Source organism: Schaalia dentiphila ATCC 17982, from assembly GCF_000154225.1.
In the GTDB taxonomy this organism is placed as follows: Bacteria; Actinomycetota; Actinomycetes; order Actinomycetales; family Actinomycetaceae; genus Pauljensenia; species Pauljensenia dentiphila.
In genome coordinates this window covers 1,290,977-1,307,577 of sequence record NZ_DS264586.1, presented here as the reverse complement: position 1 = coordinate 1,307,577, position 16,601 = coordinate 1,290,977, and the positions used below count along the sequence as shown (strand labels likewise).

Sequence of the window (16,601 nt, the reverse complement as noted above, 5' to 3'; positions counted from 1 at the left end):
GGCCTCGTCTGAGTGACAGACGAGGCCGGGGCAAAGGTCGAGGCGGAGCGCTCAGCGGGTGGCGAGCAGCGCCTCCTCGGCCTCCTTGGTCCACAGGCCGTCGGCGTCGAGCTTCGCAGCGACCGTCGGCAGCTTCTCGGCCAGCTCAGAAACGGGGGTCAGGCCCAGGTCGTGCATCATCGGGAAGACCATGATCTTGCCGCCCGAGGTGCGGTCCATCACCGAGTTAATGGCGTCGCCAAAGCCCGCCATGCCGGTGATCGCCCACAGGGAGATCGTGGTGTCGATGATGCCAGCCTCGATCTTGCGCAGGACCGTGCGCATGTCGGAGACGTCCGAGCCGGAGGTGCCCAGCATGAAGATGCGGCGCTCGATGATGCCCTGCAGGTCAAAGTCGCCGAACGTGCCGGCCGGGATACCGGCGAACGCGTTCAGGATGCCACCCTCGGCCAGCAGGTCGACGGCCTGGGAGACCAGCGCCGGGACCGGCACGAGGCACGTCGCGTAGGTGTAGCCGTACACCAGCGGCGTCGAGGAGGTGTTGACGATGTCCAGCGGCACGCCGTTCTTCTCGGCGGTCGGGCCGACAACCTTCGTCAGGTTGGCCAGACGCTCGTCCGACAGGTCGGTGCCCACGACGCTGACGCCGGGAACACCCGAGGTGACGGCGCGCATCGTGTGCATGACGCCCATCGGGCCGGCGGCGCCGACGAAGACGCAACGGTCGTTCTCGCGAAGATCGCCGTTGGCGGGGATCCAGGCGTAGCCCTCGCGCGGGTCCGAGCCGGTCGTGCCGCAGAAGCGGGTGAAGTCGTAGTGGACGCGGCCGATGTCCAGGGACACCTTGCGCGAGATCTTCTCGCCGCCGAGGACGACACACATGGTGCCGCGGGTGCCGATCAGGAGCGCGGCCTTCTCGATGGCGTCGGCGTCCGCACCGAAGAACACGATGTCGTCGAACTCGCCCTCGACACTCTCGATGGCGTCGGCGGCAACGCGCACGACCTCGGCGGGCTTGTGCTCGGCGGTCAGAGCGTCGATGTCGCCCTCACCGACCACCAGCAGGCGGCCGCCGTCGGCGACGTGGTTTCGCTCGGCCCACGCGTAGGAACCCTCGACGGTCGCCCAGGGCTCGATGAGGCCGACGGCTGCGGCCGACGGGCCCTCCGACACGTGGATGAGGAACTCTTCCCCGTCCGGGGACACGACGCAGCGCTCGTCGACGACAACGAACTCCTCGAGGGCACCGTCGAAGTTGTAGCCGAAGGCGCCGTTCGACTTCGCGGTACGCAGGTGCTTCCAGTCAGCCTGGACCAGCAGGCGATCGCCGACCTTGAAGTGCGTGACCTTCTCGCCGACCTGCACGACGCGCACGACGGGCTCGTGGCCGGGCGTCACGGCCTCCTGGTTCGGGTGGTAGGACGGGATGTCCTTGAGGGCGTCCAGGTCGATGCCCGCCACCACATCCGACTTGCGCGGGTGGCCATCGAACTGGTGGAGCAGCTTCGTATCAGAGAAGCAAATGCCGCAGGCTTCGACCTCGAGCATGATCTGCGTCGGGCCAACGGGGTCAACGGGCTTCGCCGGGTTAACGACGAACTCTTCCTTGCCGACGATCTGAATCGCGTACTGGGTGGAGGGAATCTGGGTCATGACTGACTCTTTCACTGGAAAAACAACTGGACGTGGGAAGAAAGGACGAGGCCGGGGAGCTGGCGAGAAACCCGCATGCGTCCCCGGCCTCGTGAGAAGTCAGGAGAGCATCACCTGGCCGCCCGTGACGGGCACGGCCTGGCCGGTCTCGTATTCCTGCTCAACGATGTAGAAGATCGCGCGCAGAACGTCGATTCCCTGGGCGCCGCGGCGCATGGGGACCTTCGCCTCGTAGAACTCCTTGACGTCGGCGACCGTCTTGGCGCCGGGGACCTTGCCGGAGTTCAGGTACTGGACGAAGAGGCCACGGTCCGGGTCGGACCAGAGCGGGCCGTCGTAGAAGTTGCCGGGGCAGATCGCGTTGACCTTCACGCCGTGAGCAACCATCTCGAGGGCGAAGGACTGGACCAGGCCGATGCCGCCGAACTTCGAACCCGCGTAGGCCGCGTTCTTGTTCGAGCCGACGAGGCCGGACTTGGAGTTGATCTGGATGATGTCGGTCAGCCACTCGGGGGCGGTCGAGTGCTGGCGGGCCAAGAGCTGGCCCAGGTGCTTGGTGACCAGGAAGAAGGCCACGTAGTTGATGTCCGTGGACAGGCGGAACGCGGAAGCGTCCTGCTCGAGGACGGAGCCTGCGCGCACGATACCCGCGTTAGAGACGACCAGGTCGAGGCCGCCGGTGACGCGCTCGATCTCGGTGGCCATCGCGGCGACGGACTCTTCGTCGGCGACGTTGACCGTGATCGGGTGGGCGACGCCTTCGCCGCCGAGCTCGGCCGCCTTTGCTGCGGCGCCCTCGCCGTTCAGGTCGGCGACGTACACGAAGCAGCCGGCGTCCACCAGGCCGCGCGCGATCTCCGCGCCGAATCCCTGGGCGCCGCCCGTCACGAGAGCGACGCGGCCGTTGATGGCGCGCTCACCCGTGGCGGTGGCGCGGACCTCGAAGGTCTCCTCGCCGGCGCGCACGACAACGGGAAGCTCCGTCTCCTTCAGGGAGCAGGGGCACACCTCGGTGAGCGGGCCGTCGAAGGTGACGGTCGGCTCGGCCGAGCTGGGGGCCACGATGACCGGGCGGCCGAGGGCCTTGAGGAAGAGCCCGCGTACCTCGGGGGCGTTACTCATGATGTCTCTCTTTCTTGACGGTGATCGTCAGTTAATCGATGTGGCTCGGGCGGCGACCGCGGCGGCGTCCTCGCCGTCGGCAATCGCGCGACCCAGGGGTGCGTACTGGCTGATGCGCTCGGCGAGCGCCTCGGGGGTCAGGCGACCCGTGCGGCCCAGCAGGTGCAGGGAGGGGTCCACGCAGGACAGGGCCTCGTGCGCGACGAGCGCCCACGTGGCCTCGTTGAGGTCCGCGAACTCGGGGCGACGCAGCTCCTCGCAGGTGAAGCGCTGGCGGGGCTGGTTGATGTCCACACCCGAGATCTCGAGCATGCCGTGGGCGGCCGCGAGCGCGTGGATGCGCTCAAGCTGCTCGGGGGTGTTGCGCGGGGGCATGTAGGTGACGGCGCGCAGGCCGATAGACTCCATGTACTCGAAGAGCTCGTCGAGGAAGTCGTCCTCGAACTTCTCGGCCTTCTTGTCGCCCGTCGGCGAGGCAGACACGTCGCCCAGGTAGGCGTAGGTGGCGATCGCGCCGACAGAGTCGGCGAACTCGACGACCTCGGCCGCGCTCGGCAGCTCGTCGGAGGGCTGGATGTAAATGCGATCCAGGTAGTTGGCCTTCAGGACGCCCAGCAGGTCGTACATGAGGTGCGGGTTGTCGGCGTCGGAGAGCACGCGAGCGAGGGACTCGGGGATCTCGACGCCCATCGAGTCCAGGCCCTGGACCAGGGCGGGACCACGGCCGAAACCACGGATGAGGGCCGAGGCCATGGCGGCCAGCAGGTGACGCTCGGTGATCCCACCGCCATTGGCGTACTGGGAGATGCCGACCATGTCGGAGCGCGGGTCGAAGGGCTCCAGGCCCAGGTCGGTGAGGATCTTGTTGGCGCTCTCGGCCATGGCGAGAGTGCGCTCGAGGCGGGCGGCGCGCTTGGGGGCGAGCCACTCGGCGACCTTCTCGCGGGCCGGGGCGGGCACGCCCTGGACCGTCATGTAGGCGACGCCCTCGGAATCGGGGTTGTTGAGCTTGCGCTGCGCGAGCGGCGTGCCTTCGCCGAAGCGGGCGCGGATCTCAAAGCCGGTGACGGAACCCATGCCCAGGATGCGGGTCGCCTCGCTCATCTCAGCGGCGGCGCCGATCGAGTCGTGGTCGACCGATCCGACGACGCGCAGGCCGTTGCGGCGCGCCAGCAGGGCGGCGTGCGTGGGCGTGTAGGGGCTGAACGAGAAGCACGTGTGAATGTGGTTATTCGATTCGGGCACCCAGCTGGGGAAGTGCTCGTCGGCCACGCCGGCGCGCAGCGCCTCGATGCGCTGGGCCGGGGTTGCTGCCGGGTCGTTGGTGATGTCCATGGGTTCTGCCATCTCTTCGTTGGGTGGAGAAAAACGGTATTGAAACAAGTATGTGGGCGAGGCCGGGGCACGGTGAGGAGGAGTGTAGCCCCGGCCTCGCGGGCTCGCGTCAGGGAATGCGAGCCAAGGACGGGGGCGGGCAGGAAAGGGGAACGGCCCGCCCCCAGCGCCTCAGAGTCCCGCGCGGTTCAGGCGCGCGATCTCAGCCTCGGTCGCGTGCTTCGTGGTGGGCACGTGGCCGGGCAGCGGGAGGACGCGCTCGTGAATCGCATCGAGGATCCAGGAGACCTGCGGGAAGAAGAACGACTCCATCTCGGGTCCGGGCGTGATGCCGTTGCGCGAGGCCACGACGGCGATCGGCGCGTCGAGCGCGTCGAAGGCCAGGGTCTGCACGTTGGCAGCGACCGTGTTCAGGAAGGAACCGCGCTCGACCGCGTCCGAGGTGAGGACCAGGCGACCGGTCTTCTTCACGGAGGCGATGAGCTTGTCGTAGTTGAGCGGGGCGACGAAGCGCAGGTCGATGACCTCGGCGCTCAGGCCGTACTTCTCAGCCAGGACGTCCGCGGCCTCGAGGGCCTTGTACACGGTCGCACCGTAGGCAGCGATCGTGATGTCGGTGCCCTCGCGGCGGATCGCCGGCTCGCCCTCTTCGGTCTCGTAGTAGCCCTCGGGCACGCCGCCGGGCTCGAAGTCCTCGCCCTTGTCGTAGAGCTTCTGGCTCTCGAGGAACACGACCGGGTCGGTGCCGGCGAGCGCCAGGTTGAGCATGCCCTTAGCGTCGGTCGGGGTGGTCGGGAAGTAGACCTTCAGGCCCGGGATGTGAGCGACGAGCGCGCTCCAGTCCTGAGAGTGCTGAGCGCCGTACTTCGCGCCCACGGACACGCGCAGGACGAGAGGCATCTTGAGCAGGCCGGCGCTCATCGACTGCCACTTGGCCATCTGGTTGAAGACCTCGTCACCGGCGCGGCCCAGGAAGTCGCAGTACATGAGCTCAACGACCGCGCGGCCACCGGCCATCGCGTAGCCGACGCCGGCGCCCACGATCGAGGCCTCGGCGATGGGCGAGTTGAACAGGCGACGGTAGGGCAGGGCCTCGGTCAGGCCACGGTAGACGGCGAAGGCACCGCCCCAGTCGCGGTTTTCCTCGCCCCAAGCGGCCATCGTCGGGTCGGTCTTGAAGCGGTGCAGCATGGCCTCGAACAGGCCGTCACGGAACTGGTACATGCGCATCTTGGAGACGGGCTTGCCGTTCTCGTCGACAGAGGTACGCACCTTCTTGGCCAGAGCCTTGACGCGCGGGTTGTCCTCGAGGTCGATCTCGGGGGTCGCGTCGTCGAAGGCCTCGACCTTCTCGTTGGAGTACATGACGGAGTCGATGTAGCCGTCGGCGACGCGAGGCGTGGCCTCGTCGTCGATCGAGAGCTTGAGGACCTTGACAAGCTTCTCGGTCAGGGAGGCGGTGTAGCCGTCGATCTCGTCCTGCGTGGTCAGGCCGTTGGAGATGAGCAGGTTGGAGTACTCCTTGATGCAGTCCACCTGCTCCCACAGGTCGACCTCTTCCTTCGTGCGGTACGAGGAGGCGTCCGACGGCGAGTGGCCGGAGAAGCGGTAGGTGATGGTGTCCATGAGGACGGGGCCACGGCCCTCCTCGAGGATCTTCTTCTTGCGGGTGGTCGCATCAGCGACGGCCAGCGGGTTGAGGCCGTCGACGCGCTCGGCGTGCATGGCCTCGGGGTTGAGGGCCGCACCCACGCGGGCGAGGATCTCGTAGCCCATGGTCTCACCGAAGGTCTGGCCGCCCATGCCGTAGAAGTTGTTGAAGAAGTTGAACAGGATCGGCGGGTTGCCACCGTCCTCCTCGCGCCACAGCGAGCGGAACTGGTCCATGGACGCGAAGTTCATGGCCTCCCACACGGGGCCACAGGCCATGGCGGCGTCACCGATGTTGGAGATGACGATGCCGGGCTTGCGGTTGATGCGCTTGAAGAGGGCCGCACCGTTCGCGATGGGGGCGGAGCCACCGACGATCGCGTTGTTCGGGTAGGAACCGAAGGGCAGGAAGAAGGTGTGCATCGAGCCGCCCAGGCCGCGGTTGAAGCCGGACTTGCGGGCGAAGATCTCGGCGAGGGCGCCGAAGAGGATGAAGTTCTCGGTGAGGTCCTTCGTGTCCTTGTAGTCGATCTTCTCGGCGTAGGACAGGGTCTCGCCGCCGAGGAAGCCCTTCATGATGCCCTCGAGCTGGCTCTCATCCATCTGGTGCATGGCCGAGTAGCACTTGGCGAGGATCTCGCCGTGGGAGCGGTGCGAACCGAAGATGAAGTCATCGGGCGACAGCACGTAGCTCTGGCCGACGTAGGCGCTCTCCTGGCCGATGCCCAGGTGGGCGGGGCCGGGGTGGTTGTACTCGACGCCTTCCCAGGCGCCGGTCTTCTTGATGGAGTCGAGCATCGACTCGAAGGTGCGCACGACGATCATGTCGTGGAGCATCTGGACCATGCCCTTTTCGCCGTAGCGGGCGATCTCGGTGTCACGGTCGAAGGTGTACTGGTTGACGGGGACCTCGGGGAACTTCACGTACCCGGGGCGACGCACCTCATTGGGGTCGATGATAAGAGACTGAGTCATGTTTCTACTCTTCCTTGATGTAGGGAATGTTCGTTAGAGCTTGACGGCCCACGCGGCTTCGCGGATGACCTCGGAGACCGTGGGGTGCGGGAAGACGACCTGGCGCAGGTCCTCGACGGTCAGTTCCATCTCGAGGACGGCCTGGGCGCCCCAGATCATCTCGGCGGCGTACGCACCCAGCACGTGGATGCCCAGCACCTGGTGGGTCTTGGGGTCGACGAGGATCTTCGCCTCGCCGGGGGCCTTGAAGCCGTTCTCCGCGATGAAGCGGCCGGACATGAGGGCGGGGACCTTGGCGACGAGGACCTCGCGGCCTTCGCGCTTGGCGGCGGACTCGGTCAGACCGACGCCTGCGGCCTCGGGGATCGAGAAGACGGCCCACGGAACGGTGTGCCAGCGCATGACCTCGCCGCGCTTCTTAGCGGAGGGATCGAGGATGTTCGCCGAGGCGATCTCCGCCATGCGGTAGGCGGCATGCGCCAGGAGGGAACGTCCGGTGACGTCACCGATGGCCCACACATTGGGCAGGTTGGTGCGCATCGTGTCGTCGACGACGACGCCGCGGTTGATCTCCAGGCCAGCCTCTTGCGCGCCCCAGCCCTCCGTCGCGGGACGGCGGCCAACAGCCATGAGGACCACGTCGGCCTCGACGCTCAGCTTCTCTTCGCCCTTGGAGTAGTGGACGGTGCCTCCGTCGAGGGACTCGACGCGGCAGCCCAGCTCGAAGGTCACGTCCTTCATGGCGGCGCGGGCCTTGGCGGCCAGGTCGTCGTCCATGAAGGGCAGGATCTCGGGGGCCATCTCGATGACGGTCACCTGGGAGCCGAGGGTGGCGTACAGGGACGCAAACTCGACGCCGATGACGCCGCCGCCAATGATCGCGAGACGGGCCGGGATCTGCGGCAGGGACAGGATGCCCGTGGAGTCGACCAGCGCCGGGTTGTCCTGGGTGCCGGGCAGCGGGGGCATGGCCGGCACGGAACCCGTGGCGATGATGACGTGATCCGAGGTGTAGGTCGTACCCTCGACGGTCACGCGACCGGGGGCATCGAGGTGGCCTCGTCCGTTGATGACGGTGACCCCCGCCTTGCGCTCAGTGGCTGCGACGCCGGCGACCAGGCCCTTCACGACCTGGTCCTTCCAGGCCTGCATCTGCGTCCAGTTGACGGCCACGCCCTGAGCGTCCACGCCGAACTGGCTGGCTTCCTTGGCGTGCAGGTAGTTCTTCGCGCCGTTGAGCAGGGTCTTGGTGGGGATGCAGCCCACGTTCAGGCAGGTGCCGCCCAGGTACTGCTCCTCCACGAGGGCGACCTTCTTGCCCGCGTGTCCGAGGCGCTCGGCAGCCAGGTAGCCGCCGGGGCCCGCACCGAGGACGATGACGTCAAAATGCGTGTCACTCATGAGTATTCCTCTTTCCTCAGGCCAGGACCGTCACGTCGATGTTCTCGATGGCTGCGACCAGGTCGCGCAGGAAGCGAGCGCCGTCCGCACCGTCGATCACCTGGTGGTCGATCGTCAGCGACAGGTTTAGGCGCTGCTCCACGCCGATCGAGCCGTCTGCGGCCACGGTCGGGCGCGGGGTAATCGCGCCGACGCCCAGGATGGCCGTCTGGGGCAGGTTGATGACGGGGGTGAAGGTCTCGATACCGAAGGAACCGATGTTGGAGACCGTGAAGGTGCCGCCGCTCAAGAAGTCGGGCGACAGGGAGCCGTCGATCGCGCCGCCGGCGAGGCGCTTGGCCTCGTCGGAGAACGCCTTGAGGCCCAGTGCCTGCGCGGAGCGGATGACGGGGACGAGGAGGCCGCGCGGGGTGTCGCACGCGAAGCCGAGGTGGACCTGCTCGAACTCGGTGAGGACGCCGTCCTCGAGGTGAGCGTTGAACACGGGGTACTTGAGCAGGGTGCGCGACACCGCGAAGCAGACCAGGTCGTTGAGCGTGATCTTGTTCAGGCCCAGGGCCTCGTCGGCGTTCTTGACCTTCTTGCGCATCGCGAGGATGCCGGCGGCGTTGGCCGTCGTGTTGAGGGTCAGCTGCGCGGTGGAGGTCAGGGACTCCATCATTCGCTTGGCGACGACCTTGCGCACGCCCTTGAGCGGGGCGGAGGCCGAGGCGCCGGGGAAGTCGGCGGCAGCGGCGGCGGGAGCCACGACAGCGGCGGCCGGGGCAGCCTCTGCGGTACGGCCAGCGTCGGCGACGGACACGCGCCCACCGATGCCGGTGCCTTCGGCTGCGCTCACGCCGGCGGCGCGCGCGGCGGAGGTCAGGACGGGGCCGGCGGCGATCGCGGCGGCGACGTCACGCTCGATGACGCGGCCGTGGGGGCCGGAGCCCTCGGTGATGGCCGAGGCGTCGACGCCGTTCGACGCGGCGAGGGCGCGGGCGCGCGGAGAGACGGCGCCGGTGGCGCGCTCGGTCGCGAAGGCGGGGGCGCCAGCCTCGGGGGCAGCGGCGACTTGCTCGGCGGGAGCGTCGGCTTCGGCGGGGGCAGCGTCGCCACCGGGAACGAGGCCGGAGATGTCCTCTCCGGGCTCACCGACGATGATGAGCGGATCCTTCACGGGGACCTCGTCGCCTTCCTCCCACAGGAGCTTCAGGACGGTACCCTCGGCGGTCGAGGGCACCTCCATGGTCGACTTGTCGGTCTCGATGGACGCGAGCGTCTGGTCGACGGAGACGGTGTCGCCTTCTGCGATCATCCACTCGACGATGATGCATGACTCAACAGAGTTGCCCAGCTGGGGCATCACCACGATGGTGGCCATGTAATTCCTCCTAGACGATGCGCAGCTTCGTGCGCTCGGCCAATTCCTTGATGGATTCTTCGGGGATCTCATCGTCGGTGATGATTCCGGTGACCTCGTCGATCCCCATGAAGCTGACAAAGCCGGCTTCCCCATACTTGGAGGAGTCAGCGAGCAGCCACGTCTCTTGTGCGCGGGTACGCATAATGGAGCCGACCTGTCCACCTTCTACAAGCTGGGTGGTCAGACCCCGATCAACGCTGAACCCGTCGGTCCCAAGGAACGCGACGCGTGCGTTGAAGTCATTGATGGCGCGCTCGGCGACCGGCCCCACGAGGGACTCGGACTCGGCGCGGAAGTGCCCACCCGTCAGCGTGATGTTGAGGTTCGGGTTGGAGCGGGCGTTCGCGAAGACCAGCACGGAGTTGGTGAGAACCTGAACCCCGCGCTTGCCGGCGAGGTACTTGACGATGAGGGCGCAGGTGGTGCCGGCCTCGATCATGATGCGATCGTCGTCGTGGATCATGTCGGCGGCGGCGCGAGCGATGCGCTCCTTGATCTCAACACGATCGTTCTGGCGCAGGTGAATGTTGCGGAAGGTGGTGGGACGCGCTCCTCCGTGCGTGCGCACGAGGTAGCCCTGCTCGTCGAGAGACTTGAGCGATGCGCGCACGGTGACGGGCGAAACTCCCAGATCGGAGGCAAGCTGCGCGACGCTCACCTCACCCTCCCGGGCGAGGCGATCCAGGATGTAGTTCGTGCGTTCTTCTGCACGTCCCATAGGACACCTCTTCACAGAATCAGCAACATTCTTTGTCGCTTTCTCTTTCGTTAAGAAAAGAATAGTCACTAAAACGAAAGTATGCAACATCACGAGAAGAGGAGTCACACAGGTGCACACAGGGCGCACAAACGTTCAGGACAACGCCGTTCATCTTTCATTATTCAAAGATATTGCAAGGATAAACGCGCTGGTGGGCAGCTCTTACGAGCCACCCACCAGCGATGAAACTGTCTTCTCTACCCCGGAGCCACCATCTAGTTGAAACGAAAACGAAACGAAAGCGTTCGTCACCGATGCGACAAGGCACGCCCTGGGGCGGCAAACGGGTTTTACTCCCCGGGCTGGCGCACGCCGACCGTCAGGAGCAGGTTGCCGTACAGGCGCTGCTCGCCCGTCGCAACGATGATGCCGACGTTCTCGTCACGCGCGGCATCGTAGAAGTCCCAGCGGGAAATCTCGCCGAACTCCACACCGGGCAGAGCCGCGCGGAACTCGTCGTGGATCGGGATCTCCACCGGATCAGCGTCGGGGGCGGGGGTCATGATCTCTGCGCGCTCGATCGGAATCGTGCGCTTGAGGACGTCGAGAACCTGGCTGACATCCAGGAGACCCGGGGCAAGGTTGAGCGAAATGAGTTCGCAGCGCGGGTTCACACCCGTCGTGTGCGGGTAGTTCGCATCCGCCAGCAGGATCTTCGAGCCGTGGCCGGCGGCCGCGAGCGCGCGCAGGAACTGCGGGTGCGTCATAGGTCCATAGAGCATGAACGTGCCTTTCTTACAGGTGTGAACTGGCCCGGATGACCAGCTCGGGGTCGAGGACGATGTCCTGTGAGGGACCGCCGTCCATGAGCGAACGCACGAGGCGCACGGCCGTGCGTCCCAGGCGGTCGAAGGGCTGGTGAATCGTCGTGAGCGGGGGCGCGTAGGAGTCTGCGCCGTCGATGTCGTCGAAGCCGACGACTCGCACGTCGCGAGGGACTACTCCCCCGCGCTCGTAGATGTAGCGCATGGCGCCCAGGGCCAGCTGGTCGTTGGCGGTCTGTACGCCCTGGGGCAGACGACCGGCCGCTCGCATGACGTCGTAGCCGTCACGCGAGTCCCACGAGTCGGGCTCAAGCACGACGGGCTCGATGTCGTAGGACGCACACGCCTGCTCGTAGCCGATGCGCCGCATCTGCGCGTCCGACCAGCCGACGGGACCCGAGATGTGAACGACGTCGGTGAGCCCCTGGGCGAGAAGGTGCTCGGTCGCCAGGCGCGCACCTCGCACGTTGTCGACCGCGACGGTGGAGATGCCGTCGAGCCCCTTTTCGCTCGTCAGGACGAGGACGGTTGGGAAACGCTTGCCCGCCTCGATCGCTACGTCGATCGTCGGGTCCTGACCACCCAGGATGATGACTCCGTCGACGTCGAAGGGAGCGAAGTCATTGCGCAACTGCCCGTCCGGGCCGTAGGCGTAGGACAGGGACACGTGATAGCCGGCCTGCGACGAGGCGTTGAGGATCGACAGCAGCACGCGCCCGTGTCCGTGGAACATGGGGGCGGCCAGGACGACCTGCAGGACGTTGGTGCGTTTGGCCGCGAGCGCTCGCGCCGCGTAGTTGGGCACGTAGCCCAGTTCCTCGACAAGCTTCGCAATGCGCGCGCGCGTCTTTTCCGACACCTCAGGATCCCCGCGCACGACGCGCGAGACCGTGTTGGTCGAGACACCTGCGCGCCGCGCGATGTCGGCGAGCGAGACTTTCTTAGCTGCGGGTCGGGACGTGGACATGGGTTGCTGCACTGGCTGCGATGACGGTGGCGCGGTCCTCCTCGGCGAGGGCGCCGATGGTTTCGAGCTGGGCGAGGAGGGAACCGAATGTCGATGCCTCGATGGGGCCTCGCACGACGGTCACTCCCGAGATCTGGGCGGTCAGGTCGCACAGGAGGCGGTTGCGTGCGCCGCCGCCCACGAGGTTGAGCTGGTCGGGAGCCTTCCCCGTGGCCTCGGTCAGCTCGCCGATCGCACGGGCGTACCGGCGGGCGAAGGACTCGATGATGACGCGCACGTAGCCGGCCATGGAGTCGGGACGTGCCGCGCCCTGGGCGTCCAGGGCCTCGTCGATCTTGCGCTGCATGTCGCCGGGGGTGGCGAAGGCTTCCTCGTCGGGATCGAAAACGCCGGAGGCGGCGGGCAGTTCACGAGCCTGGGCGACCAGCTCGTCGGTGTCGGTGGGCGTGCCCTCGCGCTCCCACTGGCGCTGAATCTCCTGAAGGATCCACATGCCGGTGATGTTAAAGAGCGGGCGCACTCCCCCGTCGGTGCGACCCTCGTTCGTGATGCCCAGGTCGAAGGCGGCGTCGCTCATGAGGGGCTCATCCTCAATCGCGCCGAGGACGGACCAGGAGCCGCAGGACAGGAAGTAGGCGCGCTTGCCTTCCTCGATGGGCAGGCCGTGGACGGCGCACGCGGAGTCGTGGGCACCGCCGCGCACGACGGTGAGGGTTTCGAGGCCGGGGACCGTGCAGGGGCCGACGACGGTGCGGTCGGCGGCGAGGTCCCCGAACCAGCCGCGCGGGATACCGAGACGGTTGAAGACCTCGTCATTGAAGTCGCCGCCGCCCGGGGTGAGCAGGCCGGAGGTCGAGACGATCGTACGCGACCAGCCGACGACGCCGGTGAGGCGGTACGCAAAGTAGTCGGGCAGGAAGAGGGCGGCAGCGACGCGCTGCGCGTCGGCGGGGTTTTCCTGCAGGTAGGCGAACAGCTGGTTCGCCGTGTTGATGGTGGCCGGCTGGTTGCCGGTCAGGTCGAAGAACTCGCGGTCGCCGATGCGATCACGGAAAGCGTCAAGGGTGCGGGAGGTGCGCTCATCTCGGTAGGCAATAACGTCACCAACGAGCTCACCGTTCTCGTCGAGGGGAGCCCAGTCCACGCCCCATGTGTCAATGGAGACCGCGCGGGCGTCCGGGAACTGTTCGAGGGCCTTCTTCAGGCCGGTGATCGTCTCGGCCTCCATCGTGGCCACGTCCCACGTGAGGGTGCCATCTTCGCGGCGGCGGGCCTCGTGCTTAAAGCGGTGGATGTCGGTGACGTCAAGGCGGCCGTCGTGCAGCGTTCCGGCGAGGACTCGTCCGGATGCGGATCCAAGGTCAACAGCAAGTACGGTGGTCATTGAAGGTCTCCTCCAGATACGCCCTGGGTCGGCGTGTCCCGTCGTTGGGTTCTTGTGCGGCTTTCCTCATCGGCGAGGCCGGGGCTTCGATCCCGGTGGTGGTGCCCCGCGTGGGGGCGAGCCCGGTCGGGCTCGGGGAGAGAGGACACCCGAGCCCGACCGGTGGTTGTATCAGCGGTACATCGGACCGAAGGTCTCGCAGGCGCGGAAGTCCGCGGCTTCGAGGGACTCGGTGCCGAACAGCGACCACGCCTTGGGGCGGAACACGCGCTCCGCGGGGACGTTGTGCATGTTGACCGGGATGCGCAGCATCGACGCCAGCGTGATGAGCTGGCCGCCGATGTGGCCGTAGGAGATCGCACCGTGGTTGGCGCCCCATGCGTTCATGACGTCGTAGACGCTCTTGAAGGCGCCCTCACCCGTCAGGTTCGGGACGAACCAGGTGGTGGGCCATTCGATGTTGGTGCGCTCTTCGATGGTGAAGGCAACCTCGTCGGGCAGCTCGACCGTGTAGCCCTCGGCGATCTGCATGACCGGTCCGAGGCCGCGCACCAGGTTGATGCGGCACATCGTCACGGGCATCTCGCCGGAGGTACGGAAGTGGGTCGAGAAGCCGCCGCCACGGAAGTAGCCGGTCGAGGCCGGGTGGAACGTCGTGGCCGCGAGCGTGGCCTCGCGGTCTTCCTCGGTGACCTCGTACCAGGGCTTGATGACATTCTCGCCATCACGAACAGCCTTACCGGCGCCGTCCAGCGTAGTCGAGCCGGAGTTACGCAGGTCGAGCAGACCAGCGGCCGCGCGGCCCTCGGGCTTCCAACCGGTGGCCTTCTCGATGGACTCGGGGCTCCAGTAGGTACGCACGTCGGAGAAGATCTGCGGCGTGTTGGTCAGCAGGTAGCCGAACAGCATCGAGGCGCCGTTGAGCGAGTCGTTCTCGGTGGCCACGACGGAGGGCTGGCGGATGCCGGTCCAGTCGAAGTTCGTGTTGAGGATGGTCTCCAGAACGTCGCCGTTGGGGAAGTGGTCGGTCCACTGGCGCTGGCCCTGGAAGCCTGCCACGATGGCACCGTGGCCGCCGGCCTCTTCCTCGAAGCCCAGCTCAGCCAGGCGGGGGTTGCCGTGCATGAGGTCACGGGCGATGATCGTCATCTTGGTGACGAACTTCCACCAGTCCTCGTGCTTCTCGGGGTACTGCCACTCCGGCGGGTTCCAGTCCTTGCCCTGCTTGAAGTTCTCGCGGATCCACTGGTAGGCCTGCTCGTACTCTTCGGGGTCGTAGATGCCCTCTTCGATGCGGCGGGTGAACTCGCTCATGTCGATGTACTCGTTGCGCATGCCGAGGTAGGAGCCGAAGAAGTCGGGGTCGACGACGGAGCCGGCGATACCCATGGAGACGGAGCCCATGGACAGGTAGGCCTCACCCTTCATCTGCGCAACGGCCAGGCCGGCGGTCGCGTAGTCGAGGAGGCGGGTGCGCACGTCCTCGGGGATGGAGGTGTCGTCAGCGTCCTGCACGTGCTCGCCGTAGATGCCGAAGGCGGGGATGCCGATCTGGGCGTGGCCGGCCAGGGCGGCGGCGAGGTACACGGCGCCGGGGCGCTCGGTGCCGTTGAAGCCCCAGATGGCGTGCGGCATCGCGGGGTCCATGTCGGTGGTCTCGGTGCCGTAGCACCAGCAGGGGGTGACCGTCAGGGTCAGGCCGACGTTGTTCGCGCGGAACTTCGCGGCGCAATCCTGGGCCTCGTGGACGCGGCCAATCGTGGTATCAGCGATGACGACCTCGACAGGGCTGCCGTCCGGGTAGCGCAGGTTGGAGGTGAAAAGCTCGGCGACGGACTTCGCCATATTCATGGTCTGCTCTTCGAGCGACTCACGAACGCCCTTACGGCGGCCGTCAATAGTGGGGCGGATTCCGATGCGGGGGTGGTTTGTCATTATTCCTTCATCCCTCTTGAAGACGTCGATGTCGGAGCGCGGGGGCGCTCGCCCCCTCGGATCCTTCGAATGGAAAAGTGCCGGGTCCGTGGGTCCCACCCCACAGTCGTGGAGCGGGACCCGCGGCGGGCCACCGGTTCAGTTTGTCACTTCCCCAGCCCCGGCCTCGTGCCCGATGGAGCTATCGGCTCACTCGTAGAGGTTCGCCTTGATGTCAGCGTTGTCGATGTTGGTCTTGTCGTACCAGGCGAAGCCCGAGTCGATGACCTTGGGCAGCTCAGCGCCGTTGAGCGCTGCGACCGCGGCCTTGACCGTGTAGTAGCCGATCTTCACGGGCGACTGGGTCACGGCGCCGGCCTCGGTGCCGGCCTTGATGGCGTCGATCTGGGTCTTTCCCGAGTCGAAACCGACGACGGTGACGTCCTTGCCGGACTCAGCGACACCCTGGACGATGCCGGAGGCAGCGGCCTCGTTGGAGCCGTACATGCCGACGATGTCGGAGTTGGCCTGGATGATGGACAGCGAGGTGTCGGCGGCCTTGGTGACCTCACCGGCGATCTGCTCGTCGAGGAGCTTCAGGTCGGCGGGAGCGTTGGCCTTGAAGTACTCCTTGAAGCCCTCGCAACGCTGCTTGCCCGTGGTGGAGGTCGAGTCGTGGCAGACCATGCCGACCGAGCCCTTCTTGTCCTTGAGCAGCTCGATCATGTGCTTGGCGGCCTCGGCGGCGGCGGCCTTGTTGTCCGTCTGGACGGTGGTGACGGGGATGTCGGACTCAACACCGGAGTCGAAGGCGACGACCGGGATGCCCTTGCCGTTGATCTCGGTGAGCAGGTCGGCGGCAGCCTTGGAGTCGAGGGCGGCGAAGCCGATGGCGGCCGGGCCGGAGTCCAGAGCGGACTTCAGCTGGTCGGTCTGCTCGGTCACCTTGGTCTCGTCCTGCGGGCCGACGAAGTTCACCTTGTAGCCCAGCTCCTCGCCAGCCTGCTCGGCGCCTTCCTTGACGGCCTGCCAGAAGCGGTGCTGGAAGCCCTTGGAGACCAGGTAGATGGTCTTGGTGCCATCGCCCTTGACCGCAGCCTTCTCCCAATCCTGGGCGTTGCCGGAGGTGTCAACCTTGGCGGAGCCGGAGGACGCGCTGGGCTTGGCGTCGGAAGAGGAGGAGGAATCCGTCGAGGTCGTGCAGGCAGCAAGGCCCAGGGCCATGGAGCCGACGGCGGCGGCGGCGAAGATACGTCCGATGGGGCGCATTG

General features: G+C 66.7%; 12 protein-coding genes. All 12 read right to left on the bottom strand.

The window, feature by feature from the left end:
• Positions 1 to 51: 51 nt before the first annotated feature.
• Entirely contained in the window at positions 52 to 1,653 is a 1,602-nt protein-coding gene (locus tag ACTODO_RS05510) for an alcohol dehydrogenase catalytic domain-containing protein (protein ID WP_003792311.1), read from the bottom strand.
• 99 nt (positions 1,654 to 1,752) lie between these two features.
• The gene (locus ACTODO_RS05505) at positions 1,753 to 2,775 is read right to left on the bottom strand and encodes an SDR family NAD(P)-dependent oxidoreductase (protein ID WP_003792310.1); all 1,023 of its coding nucleotides are present in this window, start codon (positions 2,773 to 2,775) and stop codon (positions 1,753 to 1,755) included.
• A 27-nt stretch (positions 2,776 to 2,802) separates the two neighbouring features.
• Positions 2,803 to 4,122, bottom strand: a complete 1,320-nt coding sequence (locus ACTODO_RS05500; RefSeq protein ID WP_003792309.1) for a PHP domain-containing protein — start codon at positions 4,120 to 4,122, stop codon at positions 2,803 to 2,805.
• A 159-nt stretch (positions 4,123 to 4,281) separates the two neighbouring features.
• Positions 4,282 to 6,735 carry an alpha-ketoacid dehydrogenase subunit alpha/beta gene (locus ACTODO_RS05495; protein WP_003792308.1) on the bottom strand — a complete coding sequence of 818 codons (2,454 nt, stop codon included), beginning with the start codon at positions 6,733 to 6,735 and terminating at the stop codon, positions 4,282 to 4,284.
• 33 nt (positions 6,736 to 6,768) lie between these two features.
• Positions 6,769 to 8,136, bottom strand: a complete 1,368-nt coding sequence (gene lpdA / locus ACTODO_RS05490) for a dihydrolipoyl dehydrogenase (protein WP_003792306.1) — start codon at positions 8,134 to 8,136, stop codon at positions 6,769 to 6,771.
• A gap of 16 nt (positions 8,137 to 8,152) precedes the next feature.
• Entirely contained in the window at positions 8,153 to 9,499 is a 1,347-nt protein-coding gene (locus ACTODO_RS05485) for a dihydrolipoamide acetyltransferase family protein (protein WP_003792305.1), read from the bottom strand.
• A 10-nt stretch (positions 9,500 to 9,509) separates the two neighbouring features.
• Positions 9,510 to 10,259 (bottom strand): DeoR/GlpR family DNA-binding transcription regulator, encoded by a 750-nt coding sequence (locus tag ACTODO_RS05480; protein ID WP_003792304.1) that lies wholly within the window; start codon positions 10,257 to 10,259, stop codon positions 9,510 to 9,512.
• Between the two features lie 332 nt (positions 10,260 to 10,591).
• On the bottom strand, positions 10,592 to 11,023 hold the full coding sequence (locus ACTODO_RS05475; protein WP_034467793.1) for an RbsD/FucU family protein: 432 nt from the start codon (positions 11,021 to 11,023) through the stop codon (positions 10,592 to 10,594).
• Between the two features lie 13 nt (positions 11,024 to 11,036).
• Complete coding sequence (locus ACTODO_RS05470; protein WP_003792302.1) at positions 11,037 to 12,032, bottom strand: LacI family DNA-binding transcriptional regulator; 996 nt, start codon at positions 12,030 to 12,032, stop codon at positions 11,037 to 11,039.
• Positions 12,007 to 13,416, bottom strand: coding sequence for a rhamnulokinase (locus tag ACTODO_RS05465; protein WP_003792301.1), 1,410 nt, complete (start codon positions 13,414 to 13,416; stop codon positions 12,007 to 12,009). Before ACTODO_RS05465 ends, ACTODO_RS05470 begins: the two co-directional genes overlap by 26 nt.
• 171 nt (positions 13,417 to 13,587) lie before the next feature.
• Positions 13,588 to 15,351: an L-fucose isomerase gene (locus ACTODO_RS05460; RefSeq protein WP_003792300.1), complete on the bottom strand. Its 1,764-nt coding sequence runs from the start codon at positions 15,349 to 15,351 to the stop codon at positions 13,588 to 13,590.
• A gap of 189 nt (positions 15,352 to 15,540) precedes the next feature.
• Entirely contained in the window at positions 15,541 to 16,599 is a 1,059-nt protein-coding gene (locus ACTODO_RS05455) for an ABC transporter substrate-binding protein (RefSeq protein ID WP_003792299.1), read from the bottom strand.
• Positions 16,600 to 16,601: the final 2 nt, after the last annotated feature.